Source organism: Sediminicoccus sp. BL-A-41-H5 (assembly GCF_050632405.1).
In the GTDB taxonomy this organism is placed as follows: Bacteria; Pseudomonadota; Alphaproteobacteria; order Acetobacterales; family Acetobacteraceae; genus Roseococcus.
In genome coordinates, this window is the sequence record NZ_CP192601.1 from 2,538,937 (window position 1) to 2,565,556 (window position 26,620).

23 protein-coding genes are annotated in these 26,620 nt (G+C 71.2%); 11 read left to right on the forward strand and 12 right to left on the reverse strand.

Features of this window, described 5'->3' with window-relative positions:
• Window positions 1-54: 54 nt before the first annotated feature.
• Window positions 55-1,401 carry an Hpt domain-containing protein gene (locus ACQ860_RS12485; protein WP_431303672.1) on the reverse strand — a complete coding sequence of 449 codons (1,347 nt, stop codon included), beginning with the start codon at window positions 1,399-1,401 and terminating at the stop codon, window positions 55-57.
• Between the two features lie 193 nt (window positions 1,402-1,594).
• Between ACQ860_RS12485 and ACQ860_RS12490 the strand changes: the two genes are divergently transcribed.
• From ACQ860_RS12490 to ACQ860_RS12525, 8 genes are all read left to right on the forward strand, one after another.
• A complete protein-coding gene (locus ACQ860_RS12490; protein ID WP_431303673.1) occupies window positions 1,595-2,812 on the forward strand; it encodes an NADP-dependent isocitrate dehydrogenase in 1,218 nt (405 codons plus the stop codon).
• A 150-nt stretch (window positions 2,813-2,962) separates the two neighbouring features.
• Window positions 2,963-3,556 (forward strand): 2-hydroxychromene-2-carboxylate isomerase, encoded by a 594-nt coding sequence (locus tag ACQ860_RS12495; protein WP_431303674.1) that lies wholly within the window; start codon window positions 2,963-2,965, stop codon window positions 3,554-3,556.
• Complete coding sequence (locus ACQ860_RS12500) at window positions 3,553-4,233, forward strand: DUF599 domain-containing protein (RefSeq protein WP_431303675.1); 681 nt, start codon at window positions 3,553-3,555, stop codon at window positions 4,231-4,233. Before ACQ860_RS12495 ends, ACQ860_RS12500 begins: the two co-directional genes overlap by 4 nt.
• Window positions 4,226-5,779, forward strand: a complete 1,554-nt coding sequence (locus ACQ860_RS12505; protein WP_431303676.1) for an alkaline phosphatase D family protein — start codon at window positions 4,226-4,228, stop codon at window positions 5,777-5,779. The genes ACQ860_RS12500 and ACQ860_RS12505 overlap by 8 nt, the downstream gene beginning before the upstream one ends.
• A gap of 39 nt (window positions 5,780-5,818) precedes the next feature.
• Window positions 5,819-6,694: a 3-hydroxyisobutyrate dehydrogenase gene (gene mmsB, locus ACQ860_RS12510; protein ID WP_431303677.1), complete on the forward strand. Its 876-nt coding sequence runs from the start codon at window positions 5,819-5,821 to the stop codon at window positions 6,692-6,694.
• A 67-nt stretch (window positions 6,695-6,761) separates the two neighbouring features.
• Window positions 6,762-7,778: an ABC transporter substrate-binding protein gene (locus ACQ860_RS12515; protein WP_431303678.1), complete on the forward strand. Its 1,017-nt coding sequence runs from the start codon at window positions 6,762-6,764 to the stop codon at window positions 7,776-7,778.
• Window positions 7,779-7,827: 49 nt separating this feature from the next.
• Window positions 7,828-8,571 carry an ABC transporter ATP-binding protein gene (locus tag ACQ860_RS12520; protein WP_431303679.1) on the forward strand — a complete coding sequence of 248 codons (744 nt, stop codon included), beginning with the start codon at window positions 7,828-7,830 and terminating at the stop codon, window positions 8,569-8,571.
• The gene (locus tag ACQ860_RS12525; RefSeq protein WP_431303680.1) at window positions 8,568-9,338 is read left to right on the forward strand and encodes an ABC transporter permease; all 771 of its coding nucleotides are present in this window, start codon (window positions 8,568-8,570) and stop codon (window positions 9,336-9,338) included. Before ACQ860_RS12520 ends, ACQ860_RS12525 begins: the two co-directional genes overlap by 4 nt.
• 135 nt (window positions 9,339-9,473) lie before the next feature.
• On the opposite strand, the gene ACQ860_RS12530 is transcribed toward ACQ860_RS12525, so the two are convergent.
• The 9 genes from ACQ860_RS12530 to ACQ860_RS12570 all read right to left on the reverse strand — a co-directional run bounded on the left by ACQ860_RS12530 (window position 9,474) and on the right by ACQ860_RS12570 (window position 17,736).
• Window positions 9,474-10,268, reverse strand: a complete 795-nt coding sequence (locus ACQ860_RS12530) for a DUF2939 domain-containing protein (RefSeq protein WP_431303681.1) — start codon at window positions 10,266-10,268, stop codon at window positions 9,474-9,476.
• Between the two features lie 116 nt (window positions 10,269-10,384).
• On the reverse strand, window positions 10,385-10,978 hold the full coding sequence (locus tag ACQ860_RS12535; protein WP_431303682.1) for an ABC-type transport auxiliary lipoprotein family protein: 594 nt from the start codon (window positions 10,976-10,978) through the stop codon (window positions 10,385-10,387).
• Window positions 10,975-11,988, reverse strand: a complete 1,014-nt coding sequence (locus ACQ860_RS12540) for an MlaD family protein (protein WP_431303683.1) — start codon at window positions 11,986-11,988, stop codon at window positions 10,975-10,977. Before ACQ860_RS12540 ends, ACQ860_RS12535 begins: the two co-directional genes overlap by 4 nt.
• 9 nt (window positions 11,989-11,997) lie before the next feature.
• Window positions 11,998-12,762 carry an ABC transporter ATP-binding protein gene (locus ACQ860_RS12545; protein ID WP_431303684.1) on the reverse strand — a complete coding sequence of 255 codons (765 nt, stop codon included), beginning with the start codon at window positions 12,760-12,762 and terminating at the stop codon, window positions 11,998-12,000.
• Window positions 12,762-13,868 carry an ABC transporter permease gene (locus ACQ860_RS12550; protein WP_431303685.1) on the reverse strand — a complete coding sequence of 369 codons (1,107 nt, stop codon included), beginning with the start codon at window positions 13,866-13,868 and terminating at the stop codon, window positions 12,762-12,764. Before ACQ860_RS12550 ends, ACQ860_RS12545 begins: the two co-directional genes overlap by 1 nt.
• A gap of 55 nt (window positions 13,869-13,923) precedes the next feature.
• Window positions 13,924-14,700, reverse strand: coding sequence for a TrmH family RNA methyltransferase (locus ACQ860_RS12555; protein ID WP_431303686.1), 777 nt, complete (start codon window positions 14,698-14,700; stop codon window positions 13,924-13,926).
• The gene (locus tag ACQ860_RS12560) at window positions 14,693-15,694 is read right to left on the reverse strand and encodes an Ldh family oxidoreductase (RefSeq protein ID WP_431303687.1); all 1,002 of its coding nucleotides are present in this window, start codon (window positions 15,692-15,694) and stop codon (window positions 14,693-14,695) included. The genes ACQ860_RS12555 and ACQ860_RS12560 overlap by 8 nt, the downstream gene beginning before the upstream one ends.
• A gap of 48 nt (window positions 15,695-15,742) precedes the next feature.
• Entirely contained in the window at window positions 15,743-16,990 is a 1,248-nt protein-coding gene (locus tag ACQ860_RS12565; protein WP_431303688.1) for a cytochrome P450, read from the reverse strand.
• Window positions 16,987-17,736 (reverse strand): SDR family NAD(P)-dependent oxidoreductase, encoded by a 750-nt coding sequence (locus ACQ860_RS12570; RefSeq protein WP_431303689.1) that lies wholly within the window; start codon window positions 17,734-17,736, stop codon window positions 16,987-16,989. Before ACQ860_RS12570 ends, ACQ860_RS12565 begins: the two co-directional genes overlap by 4 nt.
• 294 nt (window positions 17,737-18,030) lie before the next feature.
• Between ACQ860_RS12570 and ACQ860_RS12575 the strand changes: the two genes are divergently transcribed.
• The 3 genes from ACQ860_RS12575 (at window position 18,031) to ACQ860_RS12585 (ending at window position 24,291) form a co-directional block, all read left to right on the forward strand.
• Entirely contained in the window at window positions 18,031-19,131 is a 1,101-nt protein-coding gene (locus ACQ860_RS12575; protein WP_431303690.1) for an efflux RND transporter periplasmic adaptor subunit, read from the forward strand.
• Window positions 19,132-19,134: 3 nt separating this feature from the next.
• Window positions 19,135-23,424 carry a CusA/CzcA family heavy metal efflux RND transporter gene (locus tag ACQ860_RS12580; RefSeq protein ID WP_431303691.1) on the forward strand — a complete coding sequence of 1,430 codons (4,290 nt, stop codon included), beginning with the start codon at window positions 19,135-19,137 and terminating at the stop codon, window positions 23,422-23,424.
• A 105-nt stretch (window positions 23,425-23,529) separates the two neighbouring features.
• Window positions 23,530-24,291 carry a maleate cis-trans isomerase family protein gene (locus ACQ860_RS12585; RefSeq protein ID WP_431303692.1) on the forward strand — a complete coding sequence of 254 codons (762 nt, stop codon included), beginning with the start codon at window positions 23,530-23,532 and terminating at the stop codon, window positions 24,289-24,291.
• 123 nt (window positions 24,292-24,414) lie between these two features.
• Here the strand turns inward: ACQ860_RS12585 and ACQ860_RS12590 are convergent, their stop codons facing one another.
• Window positions 24,415-25,443, reverse strand: a complete 1,029-nt coding sequence (locus tag ACQ860_RS12590; RefSeq protein WP_431303693.1) for an amino acid ABC transporter substrate-binding protein — start codon at window positions 25,441-25,443, stop codon at window positions 24,415-24,417.
• Window positions 25,444-25,548: 105 nt separating this feature from the next.
• The gene (locus tag ACQ860_RS12595) at window positions 25,549-26,589 is read right to left on the reverse strand and encodes an amino acid ABC transporter substrate-binding protein (protein ID WP_431303694.1); all 1,041 of its coding nucleotides are present in this window, start codon (window positions 26,587-26,589) and stop codon (window positions 25,549-25,551) included.
• Window positions 26,590-26,620 lie beyond the last annotated feature (31 nt).

Below are 26,620 nucleotides of genomic sequence, written 5' to 3' on the forward strand. Positions count from 1 at the left end.
GATTGGCCTCAGTCTCGCGCTTCGTTACCGCCCGCGCAACCGCACAAGCGCGGCTCAGGCCGCCGCGCTTCCCAATTGCCGAAGCGCCGCCTCGAATTCGCGCTCGAAGGCGTCCAGCGCCGCCCCCAGACCCGCCATCTGGGGTGCGGCGGCCGCGGCTTCCAGGGCCTGCAACACGGGCACCAGCGCGGTGAGCCCGAAATTGGCGGCCAGGCCCCGGATCGCATGCGCCTGCCGCCGTGCCGCCGCGCCATCGCCGAGCCGCACCGCCTCGCGCAGCTGCGGGGCGAGGGCCAGCATCTCCTCCCGGCAGAGCTGCCGCGCCTCGTCGAGGCCCTTGGCGGGAGCCTCGGGCAGCGCCTCCAGCAGACGGCTGCCATCGGCCATGGTGACGGAGCGCATGCGCGGCCGGTTCCCCGGGCCCCGCCGGCCATTGTCCTTGCCCGGCGCCCGGATATCCAGGTGCCGGGTCAGCATGCCCGAGGGCAGGTCCCGCCGCAGGGTCTCCGGCGGCAGCAGCGCCTCGAAACCGGCATTCCAGGCGGAGAGCTTCCCCTCCGGGTCGAGCAGCGCCACCGGCACCGGCCAGGCCTCGACCAGCGCCTGCTCCCGCCGCTCCGCCGCCAGGCGCTCATTCTGCGAGAGGCGCATCCGCGCTTCGTTCACGCTGAGCTGCGCCGCATGGCGCGCCAGGCTGCCGCGCAGCGCCGCCAGCTTCAGCTCCACCCGGTCGGTCCGTTGCAGGTGCCGCTGGAAGATGAAGCCCAGCGTGCCGAGGCCGAAGAAGGGGATCAGCAGCACCGCCAGCGACATCCTGGCGGGCGTGGCGCTCGCATCCACCCGCAGCGCAGCTTCGCGCACCCAGAGGCTGGCATGCACGTCGCCCGGCGTCCCGGCGGCGGCCAATTCGGTGCCGAGGCCGGTCACCAGCCGCAGCGCCGTGCCCTCGGGCGGGGCCAGCAGGGCCTCCAGCGTCGCCACGGGTATCCGCAGCATGGGCGTGGGGGCGCCCGGCTGGGCCGGCACGAGGAAGGCCAGCACCTCGGGCGGCGTGGCGCCGCCGCGCGGCAGCGGCCAGAAACGGAGCTGCCCCGCCTCGGCGCCGGAGACCGTGGCCGTCACATCGGGCGGCAGCGGGGAGAGCGCCACGCCCGGCCCCGCACGGCCCTCGCGCTGCGCCTGGAGCAGCCGCGCCTCGGCCCCCTGCAGCTCATCCTTCACCGCCAGCGCCGCACGCGCCGAAGCCTGGGTGGCCCGGGCCAGCGCCGCCTGACGCAGCCCATGCGTGCCGTCCTCGATCAGCAGCCAGCTCGCGACCAGCAGGGTCGTCACCAGCAGCATGAAGGCGATGGAGGTGCGGTGCAGCAAGGCGTGGATCAGCGCGCGGCCGGACAGGGCCATGGCCGGGAAACCCCCAGGGTGTTTGTTCCAATAAACAGACAGCGAGTCCGCGCCGCAAGCCGCGAATTCCCTGGCGGGCTTGTCCGCAAAGGGCGGCGGTGCGATGTTGCGCGCCGCACTGCAACATCAAGGGCGACCGCCAGCCGGCCGGCACCCGCCGGGCGCCGCCAAGGCGGCACAAGGGATTGAGGACATGGCAAAGATCAAGGTGAAAACCCCCGTCGTCGAGATGGACGGGGATGAGATGACGCGCATCATCTGGGGGTTCATCAAGGACCGCCTGATCCTGCCGTACCTCGACATCGACCTGAAATATTACGACCTCGGCATCGAGTATCGCGACCAGACCGACGACCAGGTGACGGTGGACGCCGCCAACGCCACCAAGCAGTACGGCGTCGGCGTGAAGTGCGCGACCATCACCCCCGATGAGGCGCGCGTGGCCGAGTTCGGCCTGAAGAAGATGTGGCGCAGCCCGAACGGCACCATCCGCAACATCCTCGACGGCACGATCTTCCGCGAGCCCATCATCTGCAAGAACGTGCCGCGCCTGGTGCCGCACTGGTCCAAGCCGATCGTCGTCGGCCGCCACGCCTATGGCGACATCTACCGCGCCGCCGAGACGAAGATCCCGGGCGCCGGCAAGGCCACGCTGACCTGGACGCCCGCCGATGGCGGCGCGCCGGTCGAGCTGGAAGTGACCAACTTCCCGGCCGGCGGCGGCGTGCTGATGGGCATGCACAACACCCGCGCCAGCATCGAGGGCTTCGCCCGCGCCTCGCTGAACTACGGCCTCTCGCGCGGCTATTCCGTGTACTTCAGCCACAAGAACACCATCCTCAAGGCCTATGATGGCGAGTTCAAGGACATCTTCCGCAAGGTGTTCGACGCCGAGTTCGCCGACAAGTTCAAGGCCGCCGGCCTGGTCTATGAGGACCGCCTGATCGACGACATGGTGGCCTGCGCGCTGAAGTGGGAAGGCGGCTATGTCTGGGCCTGCAAGAACTACGATGGCGACGTGCAGTCGGACATCGTGGCGCAGGGCTTCGGCTCGCTCGGCCTCATGACCTCGGTGCTGCTCTCCCCGGATGGCAACACCGTCGAGTCCGAGGCCGCGCACGGCACGGTGACGCGCCACTATCGCGAGCACCAGAAGGGCCGCGAGACCAGCACCAACCCGATCGCCTCGATCTTCGCCTGGACGCGCGGCCTCGCCTATCGCGGCAAGTTCGACGCCACGCCGGACGTGGTGAACTTCGCCGAGACGCTGGAGAAGGTCTGCATCTCGACCGTCGAGGGCGGGCAGATGACCAAGGACCTCGCCATCCTCATCGGCAAGGACCAGCCCTATCTCTCCACCCAGGCCTTCCTGGCCGCGCTGGACGAGAACCTGAAGAAGGCGATGCGCTGATCCCCAGAAAGACGCTTCGCGTCTTTCTGGGGGCCCCGGACTGGTTCTGACCTTCCGGGGCTCCGGCTCTTCCTCCCGTGGCCAAGCCACGGGAGGGTTCCGGGGGGCGGAAAATTGCCCCAGGCTGCATCCGTTGGAAGGATGCTTGCCATGCATGTGGACTACTACGGTTCCCTGAATTCCCCCTGGACCTATCTGGGCTCGGCCCGGATCGAGGCGCTCTGCGCGAAGCACGGGGCGACGCTGAAGCTCTGGCCGGTGGATTTCGGGCTGATCTTTCCGGCCTCGGGCGGGCTGCCGCTGCCCAAGCGCTCGCCGCAACGCCAAGCCTATCGCATGATGGAGCTGCGCCGCTGGCGCGAGGCGACCGGCCTGCCGCTGACGCTGGAGCCCCGAAACTTCCCCTTCCCCGAAGCCACGCTCGCGCAAGCCGTGATCGCGCTGCGCGAGACGCAGGGCGATGCGCCGGCCATCCGCCTCGCGCACCGCATCATGAAGGCCCTCTGGGCCGAGGATCGCGACCCCGTGGCCGATTTCGCATCCCTCGCCGCCGAATGCGGCCAGGATGGCACCGCGCTTCTTGCACTCGCGGCCGACCCGAAATGGGCGGCCGTGCGCCAGGCCGACAGCCAGGCGGCGCTGGATCGCGGCGTCTTCGGCGCGCCCTCCTTCGTCATCGAGGGCGAAATCTTCTGGGGGCAGGACCGGCTGGACTTCGTGGAGAGGAAGCTCGCCCGCGGATGATCGGCGGCCTGCTCTCCACGCTGGATATCGCGGCTCTCTTGGTCTTCTTCGCCTGCTGGGCGGGATACACCGCCGTGGTGGACCGCGTGCCGCGCATCCAGCGCCGCTCGGTCATCGCGGCGATGGACGAGCATCGCCGGCGCTGGATGATCGCCCTCCTGAACCGCGAGAACCGGATCAGCGACACGGCGATCATCGGCAACCTGATGCAGAGCACGGGCTTCCTCGCCAATACCTCCATCTTCATCCTGGCGGGCCTCGTGGCACTCCTCGGCTCGCCCGATCTCGGCCGGCGCGTGCTGGCCGCCCTGCCCTTTGCCGAAGCCCCGGTGAGCGACATCGCCTGGGAGATGCGGATCGCGCTGCTGGTGCTGATCTTCGTGCGCGCCTTCTTCGAGCTCACCTGGGCGCTGCGCCAGTTCAACTACTGCTCCATCGTCATCGGCGGCATCGGCCTCGGCGCCGATTTCACGCCCCAGGCCGAGATGGCGGCCAAGGTGGCGAACCGCGCCGCGCGGCACTTCAACACCGGGCTGCGCGCCTACTACTTCGGCCTCGCGGCACTCGCCTGGATCATCCATCCGGTGGCGCTCATCCTCGCCTCGCTGCTGGTGCTGCGCGAATTGCACCGGCGGGAATTCCGATCCGTGGTGCGCGACGCCCTGGCCGATGGATAGCGCCACGCGGCACATGCTCTCGCTCGCGCGGCGCGGCCTGCTGCGCGGTGCCACCGGCTTCGCCGCGCTGGCCGTGGCACAGCCGCCGCGCGCCCGGGCCCAGGCGCAGGGCAATCCCTTCACGCTGGGCGTGGCGTCCGGCGATCCCTGGCCGGAGAGCGTGGTGCTCTGGACGCGCCTCGCCCCCGCGCCGCTGGAGCCGGGCGGCGGCATGGCGCCCGTGCCGGTCACGCTGCGCTGGGACCTCGCCGCCGATGAGGGCATGCGCCGCATCCTCCGCTCCGGCGAGGTGATCGCGCGGCCGGAGGACGCGCATTCCGTCCATCTCGTTCTGGATGGGCTGCAGCCCGCGCGCACCTATTTCTACCGCTTCCGCTTCGGCCCCTTCGAGACGCCGATCGGCCGCACCCGCACCGCGCCCGCGCCCGGCGCGGATGCCGAGATCCGCTTCCTCAACGCCGGCTGCCAGAACTACGAGCACGGCCACTTCACCGCCTGGCGTCACGCGGCGGCGGAGGAAAACATCGACTTCGTCTTCCACTATGGCGACTACATCTACGAATTCGCCGGCCGCCAACCGGGCAGCCGCGGCTGGGGCCCCGTGGTCCGCACGCATCACGGCGACGAGACGCTGACGCTGGACGACTACCGCGCCCGCTACGCGCAATATCGCGGCGACCCCGACCTCGCCGCCGCCCATGCCGCGCATCCCTTCATCGTCAGCTACGACGACCACGAAATCGAAGACAACTGGGTCAGCCTGCTCAGCAAGCGCGATGGCGGCACGCGCTTCCCGATGGCGACCCCGCCCGAGGTCTTCGCGCTGCGCGCCGCCGCCGCCTTCCAGGCCTGGTACGAGCACATGCCCGTCCGCCCCGAGGCGCGGCCGCGCGGCACCGAAATCACCGCCTTCCGCCGCCTGCGCTTCGGCCGGCGGCTCGACCTGCATGTGCTGGACACGCGCCGCTTCCGCGACGACCAGCCCTGCGGCGACGGCAATGTGCTCCCCTGCGAGGCGGTGAACCGCCCCGACGCGCAGGTGCTCGGCCCCGCGCAGGAGGCCTGGCTGCGCGCGGGTGTCACGAACAGCCCGGCCACCTGGCAGGTGCTGGCGCAGCAGATCTTCCTGGCCCCGCGCCTGTTTCCGCGCGGCACGCGCAGCATGGACAGCTGGGACGGCTACCCCGCCGCCCGTCAGCGCCTGCTCGACCTCTTCGCCAGCCGCCCCGGCGGCGTGGCGTTGACCGGCGATGTGCATCGCGCCTGGGCCAATGAGGTCGGCCCGCTGGTGGAATTCGTCGGCACCTCCATCACCAGCGAGGGCGATGGCAGCGACATCCAGGCGACGGCGCCCGCGATCATGGAGGCCAACCCGCACCTCAAATTCAACAGCAACCGGCGCGGCTATACGCTGCACGTGGCCGGGCGCGACCAGCTGCACGCCCTCTATCGCGCCGTCCCCTTCGTGCAGCAGCCGGGCGCGCCACTCACCACCGCCGGCCATTTCGTCACGCCCCTGCGCGGCGGCGGGGTGGAGCGCGCCTGAGGCTTGGATTAGCCTTCCCGCAAACACGGAGGACGCTTCATGGCACGCATCGGTTTCGTCGGTCTCGGCAATATGGGCCTGCCCATGGCGCGCAACCTCGCCAAGGCGGGCCATGAGGTGCGCGGCTATGACCTCAGCGCCGCCGCCATGGATGCGGCCGCCGAGGGCGGCATCCAGCGCGCGCAATCCGCCCCCGACGCGGCGCGCGGCGCCGACATCGTCATCACCATGCTGCCCGCCGGCGCCCATGTCCGCGCCGCCTGGGCCGAGATGGCGCCGGTGGCCGAGCCGCATGCCGTGCTGATCGACTGCTCCACCATCGACGTCGAAACCGCGCGCGACGTCGCCGCGGGCCGAGCCATGCTCGACGCCCCCGTCTCCGGCGGCACGATGGGCGCCGAGGCGGGTACGCTCACCTTCATGGTGGGCGGCGATGCGGCCAGCTTCGCCAAGGCGAAACCGATCCTGGAGAAGATGGGCCGCACCATCGTGCATTGCGGCGAAGCGGGCGCCGGCCAGGCCGCCAAGCTCTGCAACAACATGCTGCTGGCCATCTCGATGATCGGCACGAGCGAGGCCTTTACGCTCGCCGAGAAGCTCGGCCTCAGCCACGAGGCGCTGTTCGAGGTGGCGAGCAAATCCTCCGGCCAATGCTGGTCGCTGACCACCTATTGCCCGGTGCCCGGCCCGGTGCCGGGCAGCCCGGCCAACCGCGACTACAAGCCCGGCTTCGCCACCGCGCTGATGCTGAAGGATCTCGGCCTCTCGCAGCAGGCGGCCGAGGCGGCGGGCGCGGCCACTCCGCTTGGTGCGGCGGCGCTGGCCCTCTATGAGCGTTTCGCGGCCGAGGGCGGCGCGGGGGCGGACTTCTCGGGCATCATCAACATGCTGCGCGCCACCTCACGCGCGGGGTGATTCGCGAAACCCTGGCGCATCGCGGCTCCCGCATCACATAATCGCCGCATCCCCGGAGGAGAGAGCCATGCGCACCCGCTACCGCATCCAACGCCGCGCCCTGCTGGGCGGTGGCGCCGCCTTCGCCCTCGCCGCCGTGCCCGGTGCGCGCGTCGCGGTCCCGCAGAGCCTCGACCGCGTCTCCTTCCACACGAACTGGCGCGCCCAGGCCGAGCATGGCGGCTACTACCAGGCCGTCGCCGCCGGCCTCTATCGCCGCGCGGGCCTGGAGGTGGATCTCCGCCAGGGCGGCCCGAACCTCGACCCCGTGCGCCTGCTCGTCGCGGGGCGCGTGGACATGATCATGTCCAACGGCTTCCAGGCGCTGACCTATGTGCGGGAGAACGTGCCCGCGCTCACCATCGCCGCCATGATGCAGAAGGACCCGCAGGTCCTGATGACGCATGAGGGCAACGGCATCAACAGCTTCGAGGATATGCGCGGCCGGCCCATCCTGGTGGGCTCCGGCGGGCGCGTCACCTACTGGCCCTTCCTCAAGGCGCGCTTCGGCTTCACGGACGAGCAGGTGCGCCCCTACACCTTCAACATCCAGCCCTGGCTGTTGGACCGCATGGCCATCCAGCAGGGCTTTCTCTCCTCCGAGCCGCTCTCGGCCATCCAGGCCGGCGCGCGCCCCAAGGTCTTCCTCATCGCCGATGCGGGCTATGAGAACTACCAGACCACGGTGGACATCATGCGCAGCCAGATGGAGGCGCGGCCCGACGTGGTGCAGCGCTTCATCAACGCGAGCATCGAGGGCTGGACGCAGTACATGCGCGGCCAGGACATCGCCGCCGCCAACCGCCTCATCATCCGCGACAACCCGGAGATGAACGAGGAGCGCATCAGCTACGCCATCCGCGTGATGAACGAGCAGGGCATCGTCATCTCGGGCGACGCCACCACCATGGGCGTGGGGGCGATGACCGATGCGCGGTGGGAGCGCTTCTACAACACGATGCGCGATGCCGGGATCTATCCCGCCGGCCTCGACTTCCGCCGCGGCTATGACCTGCGCTTTGTGAACAAGCGGGTGGGGCTCTGACCCCGTCCGATCGGCCTCGCGGAGCGAGGGCGTGAATCGGCCGGGCGAAATGTCTCTCTTGAGGCTGGACGCCGTCGGGAAGCGTTTCCCGACGGGCGTGACGGCCGTCGCGGACGTTTCACTCGACATCGCCGAGGGCGATTTCCTGGCCCTGCTCGGCCCCTCCGGCTGCGGCAAATCCACGCTGCTGCGGATGATCGCGGGCCTGATCGAACCGAGCACCGGCCACCTCGCCTGGGGCGCCGACATGACCGGCCAGATCGGCTTCGTCTTCCAGGAGCCCACGCTGATGCCCTGGGCCACGGCGTTGCGGAACGTGGCCCTGCCGCTGGAACTGGCCGGCACGCCGCGCGCCGAAGCCGAGCGCCGCGCGCGCGAGGCGCTGGCCCGCGTGGACCTCGCGGGCTTCGAAACCGCCTATCCCCGCATGCTCTCAGGGGGCATGAAGATGCGCGTCTCCATCGCCCGCGCCCTCGTCACCCGCCCGCGCCTGCTGCTGATGGACGAACCCTTCGCCGCGCTGGACGAAATCACCCGCCACCGCCTGAACGAGGACCTGCTGCGGCTCTGGCGGGATGAGCGCTTCACCGTCGTCTTCGTCACCCACTCCACCTTCGAGAGCGTCTTCCTCGCCGAGCGCATCCTGGTGATGACGCCCCGCCCCGGCCGCATCGCGGCCGAGCTGCACGTGCCGGCGGAGGACCGCGCCGCGCCGGAATTCCGCACCTCTTCCGCCTATGCCGCGCATTGCCGCGCCGTCTCCCACGCGCTCTCCGCGGCGATGGCGGCATGAGCCGGGCGTGGCGCATCGCCGCGCCCACGCTGGTGGGCCTGCTCTTCCTGCTGGGCTGGGAATGGCTGGTCCGCGCGCGCGGCATCCCGCCCTATATCCTGCCCGGACCGCTGCTCATCGCCGAGACCCTGGTGCGGGACTGGGCCTCGCTCCTGCCCTCGCTCGTCATCACGGCGCAGATCACCTTCGCCGCGCTCTTCGTCGCCGCCACGCTGGGGCTGGCGCTCGCCATCATCTTCGCGCAGTCGCGCGTGGTGGAGATGTCGCTCTACCCCTATGCGGTGATCCTGCAGGTGACGCCCATCGTCGCCATCGCGCCGCTCATCATCATCTGGGCCGACAATCTCTGGCTCGCGCTGCTGATCTGCGCCTGGATCGTCGCCTTCTTCCCGATCCTGGCCAACACCACCACCGGGCTGAACAGCGTGGACCCGAATTTGCGCGACCTGTTCCGCCTCTACCGCGCCAGCCGCTGGCAGGTGCTGGTCCGGCTGCAATTGCCGACGGCACTGCCCTATTTCCTGGCCGGGCTGCGGATTTCGGGCGGCTTGTCGCTCATCGGCGCGATCGTGGCGGAATTCGTGGCCGGCACGGGCGGTTCCTCCTCGGGCCTGGCGTCCCGCATCCTGGAGACCGGCTACCAGCTCCAGATCCCGCGCATGTTCGCGGCGCTGGTGCTGGTCTCGGGCTTCGGAATCCTGATCTTTCTCAGCCTCACCCTCGTCTCGCACCTCCTGCTGCGCCGCTGGCACGAGGAAGGAAAGTAGCCTCCCCTCTGGGGCCGGGAGGGCGATGGACAGGAGAGGCCCGTCCATCGCACTCCCGGCCATCCCGGGGGGGGATCTCTGGAGTCTGATCGGCTTTGGCGGCATCGCCAAAGGCGTGAATCAGCCTCCCAGCCCCTACCGCAGCCGCGCGGGCAGCTGCGCCGGGAGCTGGATGGCCTGGACCTCCCAGCGCAACCGCATCGGGTCGGTCAGGGCCAGGGTCAGCGTGGCCGAACGGTCGGGCACGTTGACCGAGGTCAGCGTCACCTCCCAGAGCCCGGCCTCGACCATGCGCACGCGGCTCAGCATGTCCCGCGCGGGCTGGGTGCCGGCGGCGGCAAGGCGCTCGTTCAGCAGCAGCGCGAGGCCGGCGGGCGAGGCCAGACGGTCGGTCATGTCCTGCGCCATGCCGGTGATGAAGTCCGGCATGGGTGCGGTGGAATTGCGTTGCGTCTCGGCGGTGAGCGCCGCGTTCAGCGCCGGGCGCAGCGTGTTCCAGTCGATGTAGTGGGCGAGGGCCGTGGCATCGCCCCGCTGGATCGCGGCCGCGACCTGCACGGCCGAAGCGACGGGCGAACCGGCATAGACCGCAACCGCCGTGCAGGCCATGACGGCGAGGACGCGCTTGAAGCGCCCGAGGCCACGCTTGGGCTTTACCTGGCGGCGCCGCGCCTGGGCCGCGCGCAGGCGTTCGGCCTCGCTGCCCCAGCGCTCGACGGAATCTTCGAGAAAGGAGCGCCGGATGGCATCCGCACGGGTCCGCCGCGCCTGGATCAGGCCACGCAACCGGCCGACCGGGTCCTTCCGCGGCGCGGCTGCGGTGGCCCCCGCCACCATCACCGCCGGGTTGGACATTTCGGAACGAGCGGCCTGGCGGGCGTCGAACTCCGCCCAGACCTCGTCCCACGTATTGATACACGTGGTACTCATCTTAATCCCCCATATTCCCCAGGCCGAGAATGACCGAAGCTCAAATCAGAGCAAAGTCTTGATTTTGAGAATATGTCGGGAAAATCGTATATTCTTGGTTAATACCGTTCCGAAACTTAGACGAGAGAGACAATCCAAGACTCGAGCCGCGCGAAGGCCTGGCCCAGGGCCGCCTGCATGGCCGCCGCCCGCTGCGGCGCATCCGCCTCCAGGGCAGCCGGAGACCGGCCTTCCACAATGGTTTGCCCCAGCACACGGGCATCGCCCAAGCCGCCCGCCTGCCCCAGCAGCAGCGCCGAGAGGGATGCACGGGCGCCATCCACCCCCATCTCCAGGGCGATCAATTCCGTCTCTAAAACAAGAAATGTCGCCAAACGTGAACCAGGCGCCGTCACGGCGGTGAAGCGCCCGGAGGCGACCAGCCATTGCCGCAGCGCCAGCTCCGCCAGTTCGGTGGGCGGCGCCAGCCATTCCTCATAGGGCGCGACATCCACCCGGCCTTCCGTCCGCACCCGGCGCAACCCGCGCTGCTCCATCCCCGGGGCGGCGCGCATGGTCCGCAGCAGCAGGGCGTGGCGCGTCCGCGCGCCGGGCGGCCCCTCCCGCCGAGGAGAGAGGGTGAAGCGTTGCGATTCGATGAAGGGCCGGTCCGGCAGGACCGAGCAGCCCGCCGCCAGCAGCGGCAGGCCCAGAAGCAGGCGACGGTTCATCGTGTGGCTCCGGGCGGGGCCGGGGGCGGCGCGCCCCACAAGGCCTGGGAGGGCGAGCGCCGCAGCGCCTCGGTCGTCTCGCGCAGATTGGCGGTGGCCGCGCGCAGGTCCCGCAGCAGCGGCGCCAGGTCGGCCTGGACATCGGTGGTGGCGTTGCGCGCGGCCCGCAGGCTGGAATCCAGCTGCCCGATCGTCCCAGGCAGCCGCGCCGTGGCCCGCCGGAGATCCTGCGCGGCCGCCCCCATGGCGGAAAGCGTCTCCCGCACCTCCTGCCCCTGGGCCAGGCTCTTGATGGCGCCGGCCGTGGAGCGCAGCTCGGCCACCGCGCCCGGCACATCCGTCTGGCTGGCGATGCCGCGCAGCTCCTGCATCAGGCTCGCCGCCTCGCGCAGCGCCACCGCCAGCTCGCCCGTGTCGGTCTGCCGCCGGAGGTCCAGGAAGAGGTCGTTGATGTTCGTCGCCATGCCCACGAAATCAATGCCCTGGATCTGCCGCAGCAGCATCTCCGCCGCGCTCGTCACCTGCGCCACGGTGGAGGGCACGGCCGGAATCCAGGCGAAGCGCGGCGTCCAGGGCAGGGCCGGAATCGGGTAGCGCTCGGCATCGAGGAAATCCAGCTCGATATACGCCACACCCGTGATGCCCTGGCTCGCCAGCCGCGCCCTGAGCCCGGCCGCCACCGCGTCATCGGTCGAGGGCACATCCCCCACCCGCGTCAGGCTGACGGCGAAGCGCACCACCACCAGCTGGAAGGCGGCGGCGAAGGCCTCACCCTCCGGCCGGCGATACTCGGCCGCGGCCAGCCCGATCTCCGTCACGCGCCCCACCGCCACGCCGCGATACCGCACGGGCGAGCCGACCTCGAGCCCCTGCACGGATTCGCGGATATAGGTCTCGAACATCACGTCGCTGCGGCCCAGCCGGTTCTGCGTCAGGAAGAGCACCACCCCCACCAGCAGCGCCAGGCCCACCACCACCATCAGCCCGACCGAGAGCTGGATCTTGCGCATGCTCGCCATCTACATCACCTCCCGCCGGAAGAAGGCGCGCACCGTGGGGTGCTCGCTCTCGTCCCGCAGCCGCTTCGGGTCGCCCTCGGCGATCATCCCCTGCGCCTCCTTGTCCAGCATGATGCAGCGGTCCCCGATGGCCAGGATGGATTGCAGCTCATGCGTCACCACCACGAAGGTTGTCCCCGTCTCCCGCGCCAGTGACAGGATCAGCGCGTCGAGCCCGGCCGAGGTGATGGGATCGAGCCCCGCACTCGGCTCGTCCAGGAACAGGATCTCGGGGTCCAGCGCCATGGCGCGGGCGATGCCGGCGCGCTTCAGCATGCCGCCCGAGATCTCCGCCGGCAACCGGTCCTGCGCGTCGCCCAGGCCCACCAGGCCGAGCTTGGCGCTGGCCACCAGCGCGCGCGCCGCCTGGGGCAGCTTGGTATGCGCCTCGATCGGCAGCATCACGTTTTCGGCCAGCGTCAACGATCCCAGCAGCGCGCCCGATTGCCACATCACGCCGATGCGCCTGAGCAGCGCCCGCCGCGCCTCGCCCTCCAGCGCCGTCCAGTCGCCATCGAGCACGCGGATTTCGCCGTGGGTGGGCGGCATCAGCCCGATCAGCAGCTTGAGCAGGGTGGATTTCCCGCAGCCCGAGCCGCCCAGGATGACGAAGACCTCGCCGCGGCGGACCTCGAAGCTCACATTCTTGAAGATGGTGCGCGCGCCGAAGCGCATCGCCACGCCTTCGGCCGTCAGCACCGCCGGCGCGTTCGGGCTCTCCACCATCACCAGCCCAGCCGGAAGAAGAGGATGGCGAAGATGCCGTCCAGCACCACCAGCGCCACGATGCCGCCCACCACGGCCGATGTCGCCGCATCGCCCACCGCGCGCGGCCCGCGCCCGGCGGAGAGCCCGGCCTGGCAGCCGATATAGCCGATGGCGAGACCGAAGATCGCGGCCTTGCCCAGGCCGCCCGCCAGATCCTGCAGCGAAAGCCATTGCTCCAGCTGGTTCAGCACGGCCACCGGCGGGAAGCCCAGCGCCCCCATCACGATCATCATGCCGAGGATGCCGGTGACGTTCATCACCATGGTGAGCGCCGGCATGACGAGGGTGGAGGCGACGATCCGCGGCACGACCAGCCAGGCCACGGGGTCGAGCCCCATGATCTTCAGCGCGTCCACCTCCTCATTCACCCGCATGGTGCCGAGTTCCGCCGCATAGGCCGAGCCGGTGCGCCCGGCCAGGATGATGGAGGCCAGCAGCGGCCCGAGTTCGCGCGTCAGCGAGATGCCGACGAGCTGCGGAATGAAGATCTCCGCGCCGAATTGCCGCATGGGCACGGAGGATTGGAAGGCCAGGATCACGCCGATCAGCGTGCCCAGCAGGATGCAGAGTGGGAAGGCGCGCGTCCCCGCCTCGTCCAGGTGGCGCATCACCTCGGCCCAGCGCAGCCGCCAGGGGCGCGGGATGAGCCGGATGGTGGCCAGCACCGTCTCGCCCAGGAAGGCCATGCGGCCGGCCACGGCCCGGAGCTTGTCCAGCGTGAAGGCGCCGAGGTTGGTCAGCGGGCGGAAGGGCCTGGGCTTGGGCGGCGGCGGGTCGGGCGGGATGGCCTTGCGGAAGCGCTCCAGCGCGCCGCGCGGCGCCTCGGCCGCCGGCTCGCGCCAATCCGCCTCGCCCGCCTGCCGCGCGAGCGAGACGAGCAGCGCGGCCCCGCCCGAATCGAGCTGCGTGACGCCCGCCGCATCCAGCGTCAGCGCGCCCCCGGACTTCACCGCGCGATGCGCCGCTTCCCAGCCGGCCGTGGCGACGGCGGTGTCGAGCGCGCCGCTGAAGCGCAGGACGAGACGGCCGGCCTCGGTCTCGGCCTGGAAGGGAGCGCTTGGCATCTGTGCGGGACCATGCACGTGCCCCCGCTGAAGCTTCAAGGGATTTCCCCGGATGTCAGCCTTGCAGCGCGTGCAGCAGCACCGCGGTGGCTGCCGCAACATTGAGACTCTCGACGAGGCCCGAGCCGGGCAACGTCACGCGCTCGGCGCAGCAGGCCAGGATGTCGGGGGAAAGCCCCGTCTCCTCCGCGCCCATCACCAGGGCGATGGGCTTGTTCCGCGCGATCCGCGCCGGCGGCAGCCCGCCCGAGGCGACCGCGCCCACCACATGCCATTGCCCCGCGAAGCGGCGCAGCGTGCTGCCCAGATCCTCCGCGCGGAACACCGCCAGATGCTCCAAGGCACCCTCCGAGGTGCGGAAGGCGGCATCCGAGAGGTCCGCCTGGCGCGAATCGCCCGAGAGCAGCAGCGCCTTGGCGTTGAAGAAGGCGGCGGCGCGGGCGATGGCGCCCAGATTGTGCGGATTGCCGATGCCATCCAGCACCAGCAGCACGGGCGCGGCGAAGAGCACGGGCGGCGGCGGCGTCGGGATGGGCTGGGCCTTGCGCGGATCAGCGATGGCGACGATGCCGCCATGGTGCTCGGTGCCGGCGATCTTCGCCAGCTCATCCTCCAGCACCTCGCGATAGGCCTTCTTGTGCCGCGCGAGGTAACGGCAGAGCGGCCCGGCCACCGGTCGGCGCTCGGCCAGGTAGTGCAGGCGCTGCACCGCCTCGGGCCGGCGCAGGAAGAGCGCGCGCACGGCATTCACCCCGCAGATGCGCTGCGGCTCCGGCCGGCGGGGCGGCGGCGGGTAGTTGGACGGCCCATAGCCGCCGCGGAACTCAGACATGCGCCATGGCCCGAAGCTGCGCCAGCAGCGCGTCGGGCACGGCGATGCCCCCGACCTCGGCGCGGGCCGTCAGCCCGTCGCGCCGCGCGCCCGGCAGGCGGACGCCCGCATCGCCCAGCATCGCGGTCACGAGCGCCTCCATCCGGTCCAGGAAGGCCTCGCGCCCCGCCAGCGCGCCGGGATCCACCGCGAGGATCGCATGGCCCAGGCGCGGCGGATTGGGCGAGGGGGCGAAGAAGCTGTCCGCCTCGAAGCCGAAGGCCGCACCGCCAAGCGCCACGCAGAGCACCTCCACCACCAGCGCCAGCGCCGCCCCCTTCGCCCCGCCCATGGCCAGCATGGCGCCATCCAGCGCGGCCTTCGCGTCGGTCGTCGGGCGGCCTTCCGAATCCAGCGCCCAGCCTTCCGGGATGGGCCGGCCTTCCTTGGCGGCGACCATGATCTTGCCGCGCGCCACTTCCGAGAGGGCCAGGTCCACCACCATCGGCGCCGCATCCCGGCGCGGGAAGGCGGCGGCGACGGGGTTGGTGCCCAGCAGGGGCCGCCTCCCGCCCGGCACCGGCATGGCATAGGGCGAATTGGTGAAGGCCAGCGCCACCAGCCCCTGCCGCGCCAGGCGCCGCACCGGCAGCGCCATGGCGCCCGCGTGATGGCTGTTGGTGATGGTGATGAAGGACACGCCGTGCTCGGCCGCGCGCCGCGCCGCCTCCGCCTCGGCCAGGCGCAGCGCGGGATAGGCCAGGCCGTTCCCCGCATCCACCAGCGCCGCACCGCCGCGCTCGCGCGTCACGCGCGGGATGGCGGCGCCATCCGCCCGCCCCTCGCGCAGGAAGCCCGCATACATCGCGACGCGGGAGAGGCCGTGGCCCCCCTGCCCCTCCGCCTCGGCGGCGACCAGGGCCTCGGCCGTCAGCGCCGCCATCCCGGGATTGGCCCCGGCGGCGGTCAGGGCGGCGGTGGCGAGGGCGCGGGCTTCGTCGAGGCTGATCGTCATGCCCGGGTTGAAGCGCGGATCAGCCCCCAGAGCAATCACAGGGGGCAATCACAGGGGGCCATCGCGCCGCTCCAGCCGCATCGGCAGCCGCTCGGCCAGGGAGAGCGTCAGCCCCGCGCGCGGCACCACGGGCGGCCCCGGCAGCGGGCGCAGCCGGTACCGCCGCGCCAGATGCGCCATGACGCGCATCGCCGCCCGCATCGTGAAGGCCTCGCCCACGCAATGCCGGGGGCCGAGGCCGAAGGGGAGGTAGCTGAAGGGCCGGGGCGGGGGGGCCTCGGGCAGGAAGCGCGCCGGGCGGAATTCATCCGGCGCCTCCCAATTGTCGGCATGGCGCTGCACCAGCCAGGGCGAGACGAAGGCGACGCTGCCCTTGGGCACGGGCAGCACCCCCACCTGCGTCGCCCGCCCCGCCACCCGCGCGATGAGCGGCAGCGGCGGATAAAGCCGCAGCGTCTCACGCAGCACGGCCCGCACCCAGGGCCCGTCCTCCACGCCCGAATCCAGCTCCCCGTGCAGCGCCGCCTCCACCTCCGGCGCCTGGCCCAGCAGGAACCAGGCGGCGGCGAGCAGGCCGGACAGCGCCTCATGCCCGATCGCGAAGAGCGAGATCACCTCGTCCCGCGCGCCTGTCGCCGGCAGCGCGGCGGCGATGCCTTGCCCCGTCCTGCGCGCCTGCGCCAGCAGCGGCTCGACCAGGGCACGGATGCGCTTCGCGTCGCCACCGAGGCGCAGCCGGACCAGCGGCTCGGGCAGGGCGAGGAGGGGGATCAGCCCCGCGCCGCTGATCTTGGCCCGATAGGCGCGGGCGAGGCGCATGATCTCCCCCGGATCGCCCGCCGCGCTCCCGAAGAGCAGGCGCAGCAGCAGCGAGGCCGAGACGCGCTCCATCTCCGCGACCACGTCTAGCGTGGCGCCCTCCGGCCGGGCGGCCCAATCGGGCGGCGGCCCCTCCAGCGCGCCGGCCATGGCGGATTCCACCGCCGCGCGGCGGCCCGCCCAGGCGCGGCCCTCGGCCACGAAGAGCCCCTCCCCCAGGAGCGGCGCCAGCAGTTTCGTCAGCTGCGCCGGCTTGGCCGCGAAGACCTCGGCCTGCGTCACCAGCACCGCCTCGATGGCGCCGGGCCGGTTGAAGACGATCAGCTTCTGGCCAAGCGCCTCCAGCAGGGTACCGGAGCTGCGGAACATCTCCTCGCCCCAGACCTCCAGCAGGCTGCGGGAGGCGCGGGCGAGAAGATCAGTGACCGGGATTTCCCCACGGTGGCGGGGCGGAAAGGGCGGTGTCGCGCCGCTCATTCCTTGTGGACGCGCAGCGGGCCGAAGGCCTGGCCCACCGGCATCATCTGCAGCGTGTTGATGTTCACGCGGGCGGGAAGCGTCGCGCACCAGTGGACGGCTTCCGCCACATCCTCGGGCGTCAGCGGCTCGGCGCCGGCATAGACGCCGGCTGCCTTCGCGTCATCGCCATGGAAGCGGACATGGCTGAACTCCGTCCCGCCCACCAGGCCAGGCTCGATGTCGGTCACGCGCACCTTGGTGCCCCAGAGGTCGGCGCGCAGGTTCAGGCTGAAATGGCGGACGAAGGCCTTGCTCGCGCCATAGACATTGCCGCCGGGATAGGGGAACTCGCCCGCCGTCGAGCCCAGGTTGATGATGTGCCCGCGGTTGCGCGACACCATCCCCGGCAGCACGGCGCGCGTCACATACATCAGGCCCTTGATGTTGGTGTCCACCATCGCGTCCCAGTCATCGAGATCCGCCTCCTGCGCGCCGGAAAGGCCGAGGGCGAGGCCCGCATTGTTCACGCAGACGTCAATTTCGGCCCAATCGGCCGGCAGGCCCGCGATGGCGGCGGCCACCGCCTCGCGGTTCCGCACGTCCAGCGTCAGCGGCAGCACGCGGTCGGCGCCCAGTTCCGCGCGCAATGTCTCCAGCCGCTCCACGCGCCGCCCGGCCGCGATGATGCGCGCGCCGGTGCCCGCGAAACGCTGGGCGATGACGCGGCCAAAGCCGGCGGTGGCGCCGGTGACGAGGATGATCATGCGAGGGCTCCGTTCAGTTTCACGCAAGCCTTGGTTCAGGCGGGATCAAGGCGGGCCCCTGTAATGCCCCGGCCGGCCGGGACTTGAAACCTTCCGATAGATGAACCAAATGTCATTTGTCGGCCGGCGCTGGAGATCGCAGGCATGCGGCACGCCCCAACCGTCCAAGGGGCCTGTTGAGCCGACTTCCGGAATCGCTCCGGGACCCTGAGCGCTGAGCCGTGCGCTCTCCAGAAGACCTGTATTTGGAGAGTCGTGATGCCCGTCCGCGTCGCGCGCCGCTTGTGCGCGCCAATGCTTCTGCTTGCCGCCCTGCAACCCCCGGTGGCACGCCCCGCCCTCGCGCAACCTGGCACGCCCGACATCCAGATCCGCCTGGATGACCGGCAGTTCCGGGCCGGCGGCTTCGAACTGGGCCGCGTCGAGCCCGAGACCGGGCCTTCCGAGATCCTTCTCCCGGGCCAGGTGGTGGTGCCGCCCACGCAGCTGCGCGTCATCGCCGCGCCAGCCGCGGGCCTGATCGAGAGCCTCTTCGTCGCCCCGGATGAGCGCGTGCGCGCGGGCCAGGCCGTGGCCCGCCTGCGCAGCACCGAACTTGTCGAGGCGCAGCGCCTCTTCCTGGAGGCCGCGACCGGCGCCGAACTCGCGCAGGAAAAGCTCCGCCGCGACGAGGAACTCTTCCGCGAACGCGTGATCGCCGAGCGCCGCCTCATCGTCACCCGCGCCGAGGCCACGGCCGCCGCCGCCGCGCTGGATGAGCGCACGCAGCTGCTCAACCTGCTCGGCCTCACCGATCCCGAAGTCGCGGAACTGCGCCGCAGCCGCCGCATCCAGCAGGGGCTGACGGTGACGAGCCCGGTCGCGGGCGTCGTCCTTGGCCGCGCCGCCACACCGGGCGAGCGCGTGGCCCAGGCCGCGCCGCTGATGACGATCGGCGACCTCACCACGCTCTGGATCAACATTCAGGTCCCCCTCTCCCGCGCGCCGGCGCTGGAGGCCAATGCCCGCGTGCTGGTGCCCGCCCAGGGCGCCGAGGGCTTCGTCCTGCGCATCGGCCGCACCGCCGATGCCGCGACGCAAAGCGTCACCGCCGTGGCCGAGATGCATCGCGGCGCGGATGCGCTGCGCCCCGGCCAGGCGGTGACGGTGGCGCTGCAATTGCGCGGCAACGGCATGCCGCAATACCGCGTGCCCGCCGGCAGCGTGGTGCGCCACCGCGAGCGCAGCTGGGTCTTCATCCGCACGCCGACCGGCTTCACCGCGCGCCCGGTGACGGTGCTGAACGAGACGGCGCAATTCACCTCGATCCGCGGCGGCTTGGCACCGACGGACCAGATCGCCACGCGTGGCCTGCTCGCGCTGCTGGCCGAGCTGTCCGAAGCGGATGGGGGCTGATCCATGCTCGCCAAGCTGCTTGATACGGCGCTGCGCCAGCGGCTGCTGGTGCTCATCGCCGCCCTCGGCCTCGCCGTCTGGGGCTTCCAATCCTATCGCGCCCTGCCCATCGACGCCTTCCCCGACGTGGCGCCGACGCAGGTGCTCGTCTCCATGCGCGCGCCGGGCCTGACGCCGGAGGAGCTGGAGCGCCGCGTGACCAACCCGATCGAGCTCGCGATGCGCGGCATCCCGAACCTCGTCTTCATGCGCTCGGTCACGCGCTTCTCGGTCACGCTGATGACCTTCGAATTCGCCGAGGGCACCGACATCTACTGGGCGCGCGCCCAGGTGAACGAACGCCTGAACGAGCTGGAGGACCAGCTGCCCGAGGGCGTCTCGGGCGGCCTCGCCCCCATCATCACGCCGCTGGCCGAGATGCTGATGTTCACGCTGGAGGGCGAGCAGCTCTCGCCCACCGAGGCGCGGACGCTGATGGACTGGGTCGTGCGGCCGCAGCTGCGCGCCGTGCCTGGCGTGGCCGACGTGAACGTGCTGGGCGGCTTCGTCCGCACCTATGAGGTGGTGCCCGACCCCGCCGCCATGGCCGCGCGCGGCATCTCGACCGCCATGCTGGAGGAGGCGCTGGAGCGCAACAACCGCAATGACGGCGCAGGCCGCATCCGCGACGGCGAGGAGGCGCTGCTGGTGCGCGCCGAAGGCCGCATCCAGACGCTGGAGGATGTGCGCGCCATCGTGCTGCTGGCGCGCGATGCCGGCGTGGTCCGCGTGGGCGACGTGGCCGATGTGCGCTTCGGCGCCCTGCCGCGCAACGGCGTGGTGACGCGCGATGGCGAGGGCGAGGCGGTCTGGGGCATCGTGCTCGGCCTGCGCGGCGCCAATGCGCGCAGCGTGGTGGAGGGCGCGCGCGAGCGTTTCCCGGCCATCCAGAACGCCCTGCCGGACGGCGTGAACCTCGTCGTCTTCTATGACCGCGCCGACCTGATCGGGAAGGCGGTCTGGACCGTGCAGAAGGTGCTGCTGGAGGCGATCGCGCTCGTCGTCGTGCTGCTGATCCTCTTCCTCGGCAACTGGCGCGCGGCACTGGTCGTCTCGCTCAGCCTGCCGCTCGCCGTGCTCGTGACCTTCGGGCTGATGCATTATTTCGGGCTGTCCGCGAACATCATGTCGCTGGGCGGCCTCGCCATCGCCATCGGCCTGCTGGTGGACTGCGCCGTGGTGGTGGTGGAGAACGCGGCGCACCGCTTCGGCATGGAGAAGCTGTCGAAGCTCTCCATGGCCCAGCGCCTCCGCTTCACGGCGGAAGCGACGCGCGAGGTGATGGTGCCGCTCGTCTCGGGCGTCATCATCATCATCGCGGTCTTCGTGCCCCTGCTCTCGCTGCAGGGCCTGGAAGGGCGGCTCTTCGGGCCGGTGGCGCTCACCATCGCCTTCGCGCTGGTGGCCGCGCTCACGCTGGCGCTGACGGTGGTGCCGGTGATGTGCGCCTTCCTGCTGCGCGGCGGCCACCACCAGGAGCCCTGGCTCGTCCGCAAGCTGCACGCCGCCTATGACCCCTTCCTGGAATGGGCCATGGCGCGCCCCTTCCGCGTGGCGGCCACGGCCGGCGTCGGCCTGGTGCTGGCCGGCCTCGCCTTCACGCGGATCGGCAGCATCTTCATCCCCGTCATGGATGAGGGAACGCCCGTGGTCACGGTCCGCAAGCACCCCACCATCGGCGTCGAGGAAGCCGCCGAGACCGACCAGCGCATCGCGCGCGAGATCATCGCCCGCGTGCCCGAGGTGCGCGGCATCATGTCCCGCGCCGGCGCCGATGAACTCGGCATTGATCCGGTCGGCCTGAACGAGACGGACATGTTCTTCACCATGGCGCCGCCCGACCAATGGCGCGCCGAGGCGAAGGCGGGCGGCACGCCCTGGATCCTCGACCAGGTGCGCCAGGTGCTGGAGGGCTTCCCCGGCACCAGCTTCTCTTTCAGCCAGCCCATCGACATGCGCGTGCAGGAGATGATCATCGGCGCGCGTGGCGACGTGGTGATCAAGGTCTTCGGCCCCGAGATCCCCGAGCTGAACCGCATCGGCCGCGAGGTGGCCGAGGCGGTGCGCGGCATCACCGGCAGCGCCGATGTCTTCGCGCTGCGCAACGAGGGCATGAAGTATCTCACCGTCCGCGTGGATCGCCTCGCCGCCGGTCGCCTCGGCCTGAACGCGAGCGACGTGCAGGAGGCGCTGCGCGTCTGGGTGGATGGCCGCAATGTCGGCCAGGTGCTGGAGGGCGACCGCCGCATCCCGCTGCTGCTGCGCGGCGAGGAGGGACTGCGCCGTTCCGCGGCCGATCTCGCCCGCGTCCAGATCGCCCTTCCGGCCGGCGGCACGGTGCTGCTGAGCCAGGTGGCGGAAATCCGCGAAGAGGAGGGCGCCGTGCAGGTGATCCGCGAACAGGCCGAGCGCTTCGCCACCGTGCTGAGCAATGTCCGCGGCCGCGACATCGGCGGCTTCGTGGCCGAGGCGCAGGCGGCGGTGGCGCAGCGCGTGCAGCTGCCGCAGGGCTATCGCCTGGTCTGGGGCGGGCAGTTCGAGAACCAGCAGCGCGCGCAGGCGCGGCTCGCCATCGTGGTGCCCATCGCGCTCGGCGCCATCTTCCTGCTGCTCTACCTCACCTTCGGCAGCGCGCGGCAGGCGACGCTGGTCTTCTGCAACGTGCCCTTCGCGCTGATCGGCGGCGTGATCGCGCTCTGGGCCTCGGGCGAGTTCATCTCGGTGCCCGCCTCCGTCGGCTTCCTCACGCTCATCGGCATCGCGGTGCTGAACGGCGTGGTGCTGATCAGCTACATCAACCGCCTCATCGCCGAGGAGGGGCTCTCCCTCGAAAACGCGGTGCGGGAGGGTGCCAGGCGCCGCATGACGCCGGTGGTGCTGACGGCGATGATCGCCGCACTCGCGCTCGTGCCGTTCCTGTTTGCCACGGGTCCGGGCAGCGAGATCCAGAAGCCGCTCGCCATCGTCGTGATCGGCGGGCTGGTGACGGCGACGAGCCTGACGCTGATCCTGCTGCCCATCCTCTATGAGCGCTTCGCCCTGCCGCGGGTGAAGACGGCGGCGGCGGTGGCGGCGGTACTGGCGGCGCTGATGCTGCCGGTGGGCACGGCGCAGGCCCAGGGGAATGGCAACGGCCAGGGCCAGCTCTCGCGCCACCTGGAGGCGGCGCTGGCACTGGATGCCGGCTTCCGTGGCCTGGAGGCGCAGCGCGAGGCGGCCGCCGCGCGCGGCATCACGGCGCGCTCGCCCATCGCGGGCTCGCCGGCGCTGGGCGGCTCCTTCCGCTCGGGCACGCAAGGTCCGGGCCAGGTGCGCGAGACGGATCTGGAGATCGCGGCGCCCCTCTGGCTGCCCGGCCAGCGCGGCGCGCTGCAAGGCACGGTGGCGGGCGCGGTGACCGAGTTCGAGGGCCGCATCGCGCTGCGCCGCCTCGAAGTGGCCGGCCAGCTGCGCGAGGCCTGGTGGGATGCGGCCGAGGCGCGCCGCTCCGCCCAGCTCGCGCGCGAGCGCCTGAGCACGGCACGCGAGATCGCCCGCGACGTGGCACGCCGCGCCGAGCTGGGCGACATCCCGCCCACCGAGGCGCTGCTCGCCCGCAACGAGACGCTGAGCGCGGAACTCGCTTTGGCGCAGGCCGAGGCGGCGGCGGCCCAGGCCGTCCAGGCCTATCGCACCCTGACCGGCGGGCTCGATCCGAACCTGCCGGTGGAGAATCCGCGCCAGGCCGCGCGCCACCCGGCGCTCGTCTCGGCCGAGGCGGCGCTGGCCCATGCCGAGGCGCGCCAGCGCCTGGTCGCCGCCACGCCGATCGACAACCCCGAGATCGGCCTTTTCGGCCGGCAGGAGGGCGGCACGGGGATGAGCGACACGACGAGCCTCGGCCTGCGCGTCCGCATCCCGCTCGCCACCGAGGCGCGCAACGCGCCACGCCGCGCCGAGGCCGAGAGCGACGTGACGCGCGCGACCGCGGAACTCACCCAGGCGCGCCGCCTGGTGCAGGCCGCCACCGCCCGCGCCCAGGCCGAGCTGCGGGCGGCCGAGGCGGCGCTGGTCATCGCCCGCCAGCGCCTCGCCCTGGCGCGGGAGCAGGAGGGCATCGCGCTGCGCGCCTTCCGCTCGGGCGAGACCGGCACCTTCGACCTGTTCCGCGTCCGCCAGCTCCGGCTGGAGGCGGCGAATGACGAAGGGGCGGCCAGCATCGCCGCCAGCCGCGCGCGCTCCCGCGTGAACCAGGCGGCGGGGGTGGTGCCATAGCCAGCGCATGATCCGCCGAGGCGGCTGCGCGGAAGCGGTGAATCATCCTCTCGGCAGGCACAACCTGGATTGCGGTCAACCCTGGTTGACCACAATCTCCGGCGCATGACCGAGATCAACCCGCGCGACACGCTGGGCCACCGCTGTCTGATGGGCGTGGTGGCGCCGGCCACCAACACCGCCGTTCAGGCCGAGATGGACGACCTCCGGCTGGAGGGCGTGATCAACGCCCATGCGCGCATCGCCAACCCCGAGCAGCGCGTGGCGGAGGCGGCCGATACGCTCGCCGTCCGCGCCGCCATGGTGGGCGGGCTGATGGGCGCGGTGGAGACGCTGGCGCCCTGCCGCCCCGATCACGTCATCCTCGGCGTCATGGTGGAGAATTTCGTGGGTGGCGGTGCGGCCGGCGAAGCCCTGGTGCGCGAGGTGGGCGAGCGGCTGGGCTGCGGCGTCACGGACTATACCTCGGCCATCCGCGTGGCGCTGGACGCGCTGTTCGGCCGGCCCGTGCGGATCGGCCTGCTCACGCCCTTCCTGCCGGTGGGCGACGCTGCCGCGCGCCGCATCTTCGAGGAGGCCGGGCATGAGGTGGTGCGGCTGATCGGACTGCGCGCGCCGAGCCCGGCCTCGATCGGCCGCGTCTCGCTCGACCGGCTGCGCGCGGCCGTGGCGGAGCTGGACGGCCCGGAGGTGGACGCCATCATCCAGGTGGGCACCGGCCTGCCCTTCGCCGGCGTGGCGCGCGCGGCGGAGCGCGAGCTGGGCAAGCCCGTGCTGGCGAGCAATCCGGTGAGCTATTGGCGCGCGCTGAGAAGCCGCGGGATCGCCGACGCCATGCCCCGGCACGGCCGCCTGTTCAGCCTCTGAGCCGGCAAGAGCCGGCCCCACGAAAAACCCCCCCGACCTTGCGGCCGAAGGGGGCTCAGTCCCGGCTTTCGCCGTGAGTGATCCGGCCCTGAGTCGGTGCCGGACCTTATCTCGTCACCCTGGTCACCGCATCGGCAGGGGGTACATCAGCCCGCCATTGGTCCAGAGGTTGTTCGGGCCACGGGGCAATGCCACGGGCGTATTCTCTCCCATCGTGCGCTCATACAGCTCACCGTAGTTCCCGATGGCGCGGATCACATTATATGCCCAGAGCGGATCGAGCTTCAAGGACTGCCCCAGCTCCGGCGTCACACCCAGCAGGCGGCGCGTGTTTGGGTTGGTGCTGGTGCGGCGCATCTGCTCGGCATTCGCCGCCGTCACGCCCTGCTCCTCCGCCTCGATGATGGCGGTGGTGTACCAGCGCACCAGATCGAACCACTCGTCGTCGCCACGGCGGACATAGGCGCCGTAGGGCTCCTTGCTGAAGCGCTCGGGAAGCACGGTCCACTCGCGCGGGTTCTGCATGGTGGAGCGCACGGCGGCGAGCTGCGAGGCATCCGAGCCGAAGCTGTCGCAGCGGCCGGCCTGGAGGGCCGCGGCCGCCTGGTCCGTGCGCTCGAAGACGACGGGGCGGAAGGGCACGTTGACGCTGCGGAAGTAGTCGGCCGTCACCTGCTCATTCGTCGTGCCCTGGATCAGGCAGATGGTGGCGCCGTTCATCTCGCGCACCTGGCGCACGCCCAGGCTGTTGCGAACCAGGAAGCCATGGCCGTCGAAGAAATAGGTGACGACGTGCCGCAGGCCGAGCGTGGTGTCGCGCAGCATGGTCTGCGTCGAGGTGCGGAAAAGCACGTCGATCTCGCCCGAGCCCAGCGCGGTGAAGCGCGTGGAGGAGGAGAGCGGCACGAAGCGCACCTTGGAGGCGTCATTGAAGATCGCGACGGCCAGGCCGCGGCAGAGATCCACATCCAGCCCCTGCCAGGTGCCGCGGCTGTCGGGCAACGCGAAGCCCGCCACGCCGGTATGGATGCCGCAGACCAGCGTGCCGCGCGCGCGGACCTGATCCAGGGTCGGCCCGGCCTGCGCCGCCGTGCCCATGAACACCGCACATGCCGCGACCAGCGCGGCTCGGATGGTCCGATCCCACTTCATGCTTTGCCTGCCTCAACCTTGCTTTTCTGAGCGGGATGGTCGGGCGGGATTGCAGCCCGAGTCAACCGATCTGTGGCCGGCGTGACCGCATTGTAATTCCCCTTTTCAGCGAAATGGCGGCGCGTAATGCAATCCCCCGCGCGTCCAGAGTTCGTTGCTGCCACGCGGCATGGCGAGCGGCGTGTTGGGGCCGAGATGGCGTGCATAAAGCTCGCCGTAATTGCCGATGGCCTTGATGGCGTTGAGCGCCCAGGCGGGGTCCACGCGCAGCGCCTGCCCCACCTCGGGCAGGGCGCCGAGCAGGCGGCGGACATTCGCATCCTGCGAGGTCCGGCGCATCTCATCCGCATTGGCGGCGGTGATGCCCGCCTCCTCCGCCTCGAAGAGGGCGAAGGTGAACCAGCGCACCAGTTCGAACCAGCTCTCGTCGCCGCGCCGGATGACGGCGGTGTAGGGCTCCTTCGAGAAGAGTTGCGGCAGGATGACCCAGGCATTGGGGTCCGGCAGGGAAGAGCGCATGGCGGCGAGGCCCGATGCGTCGAAGCCGAAGGCGTCGCAGCGGCCGGCGGCCAGGGCCGCGCGCACCTGCTCATTCTGCTCGAAGAGCACGGGGCGGAAGGTGAGACGCTGGCTGCGGAAATACTCGGCCGTGATCTGCTCGTTCGTCGTGCCCGGCTGCAGGCAGATGGTGGCGCCGGCGAGGCCCCGCACCTCCGTCACGTTCGCATCGCGCCGGACCATGAAGCCGTGGCCGTCGTAGAAATAGGGCTGCACGAAACGCAGGCCGAGCGTGGTGTCCCGCAGCACGGTCTGCGTGCTGGTGAGGAACAGCAGGTCCACCTCGCCCGCGCCCAGCGCGGTGAAGCGCGTGGCGAAGGAGAGCGGCACGAAGCGCACCTTGGTCGCATCGCCGAAGATGGCGGCGGCCAGGCCACGGCAGAGATCGGCCACCATGCCGCGATACTCGCCCCGGCTGTCCACCGTGGTGAAGCCCGGCGTATTGGCGTTCACCCCACAGGCCAGCGTGCCCCGCGCGCGCACCTGGTCCAGCGTGTTGGCGGAGGGCGGCGCGGTCTGCGCCGCAGCGGAAACGGAGAGCCCGAGGAGGGCGCAGAGGGCCAGCAGGGGCGAGCGGAAGCGGTGCATGGATTGTTCCTCAAACCTTTCGGCAAGGCTG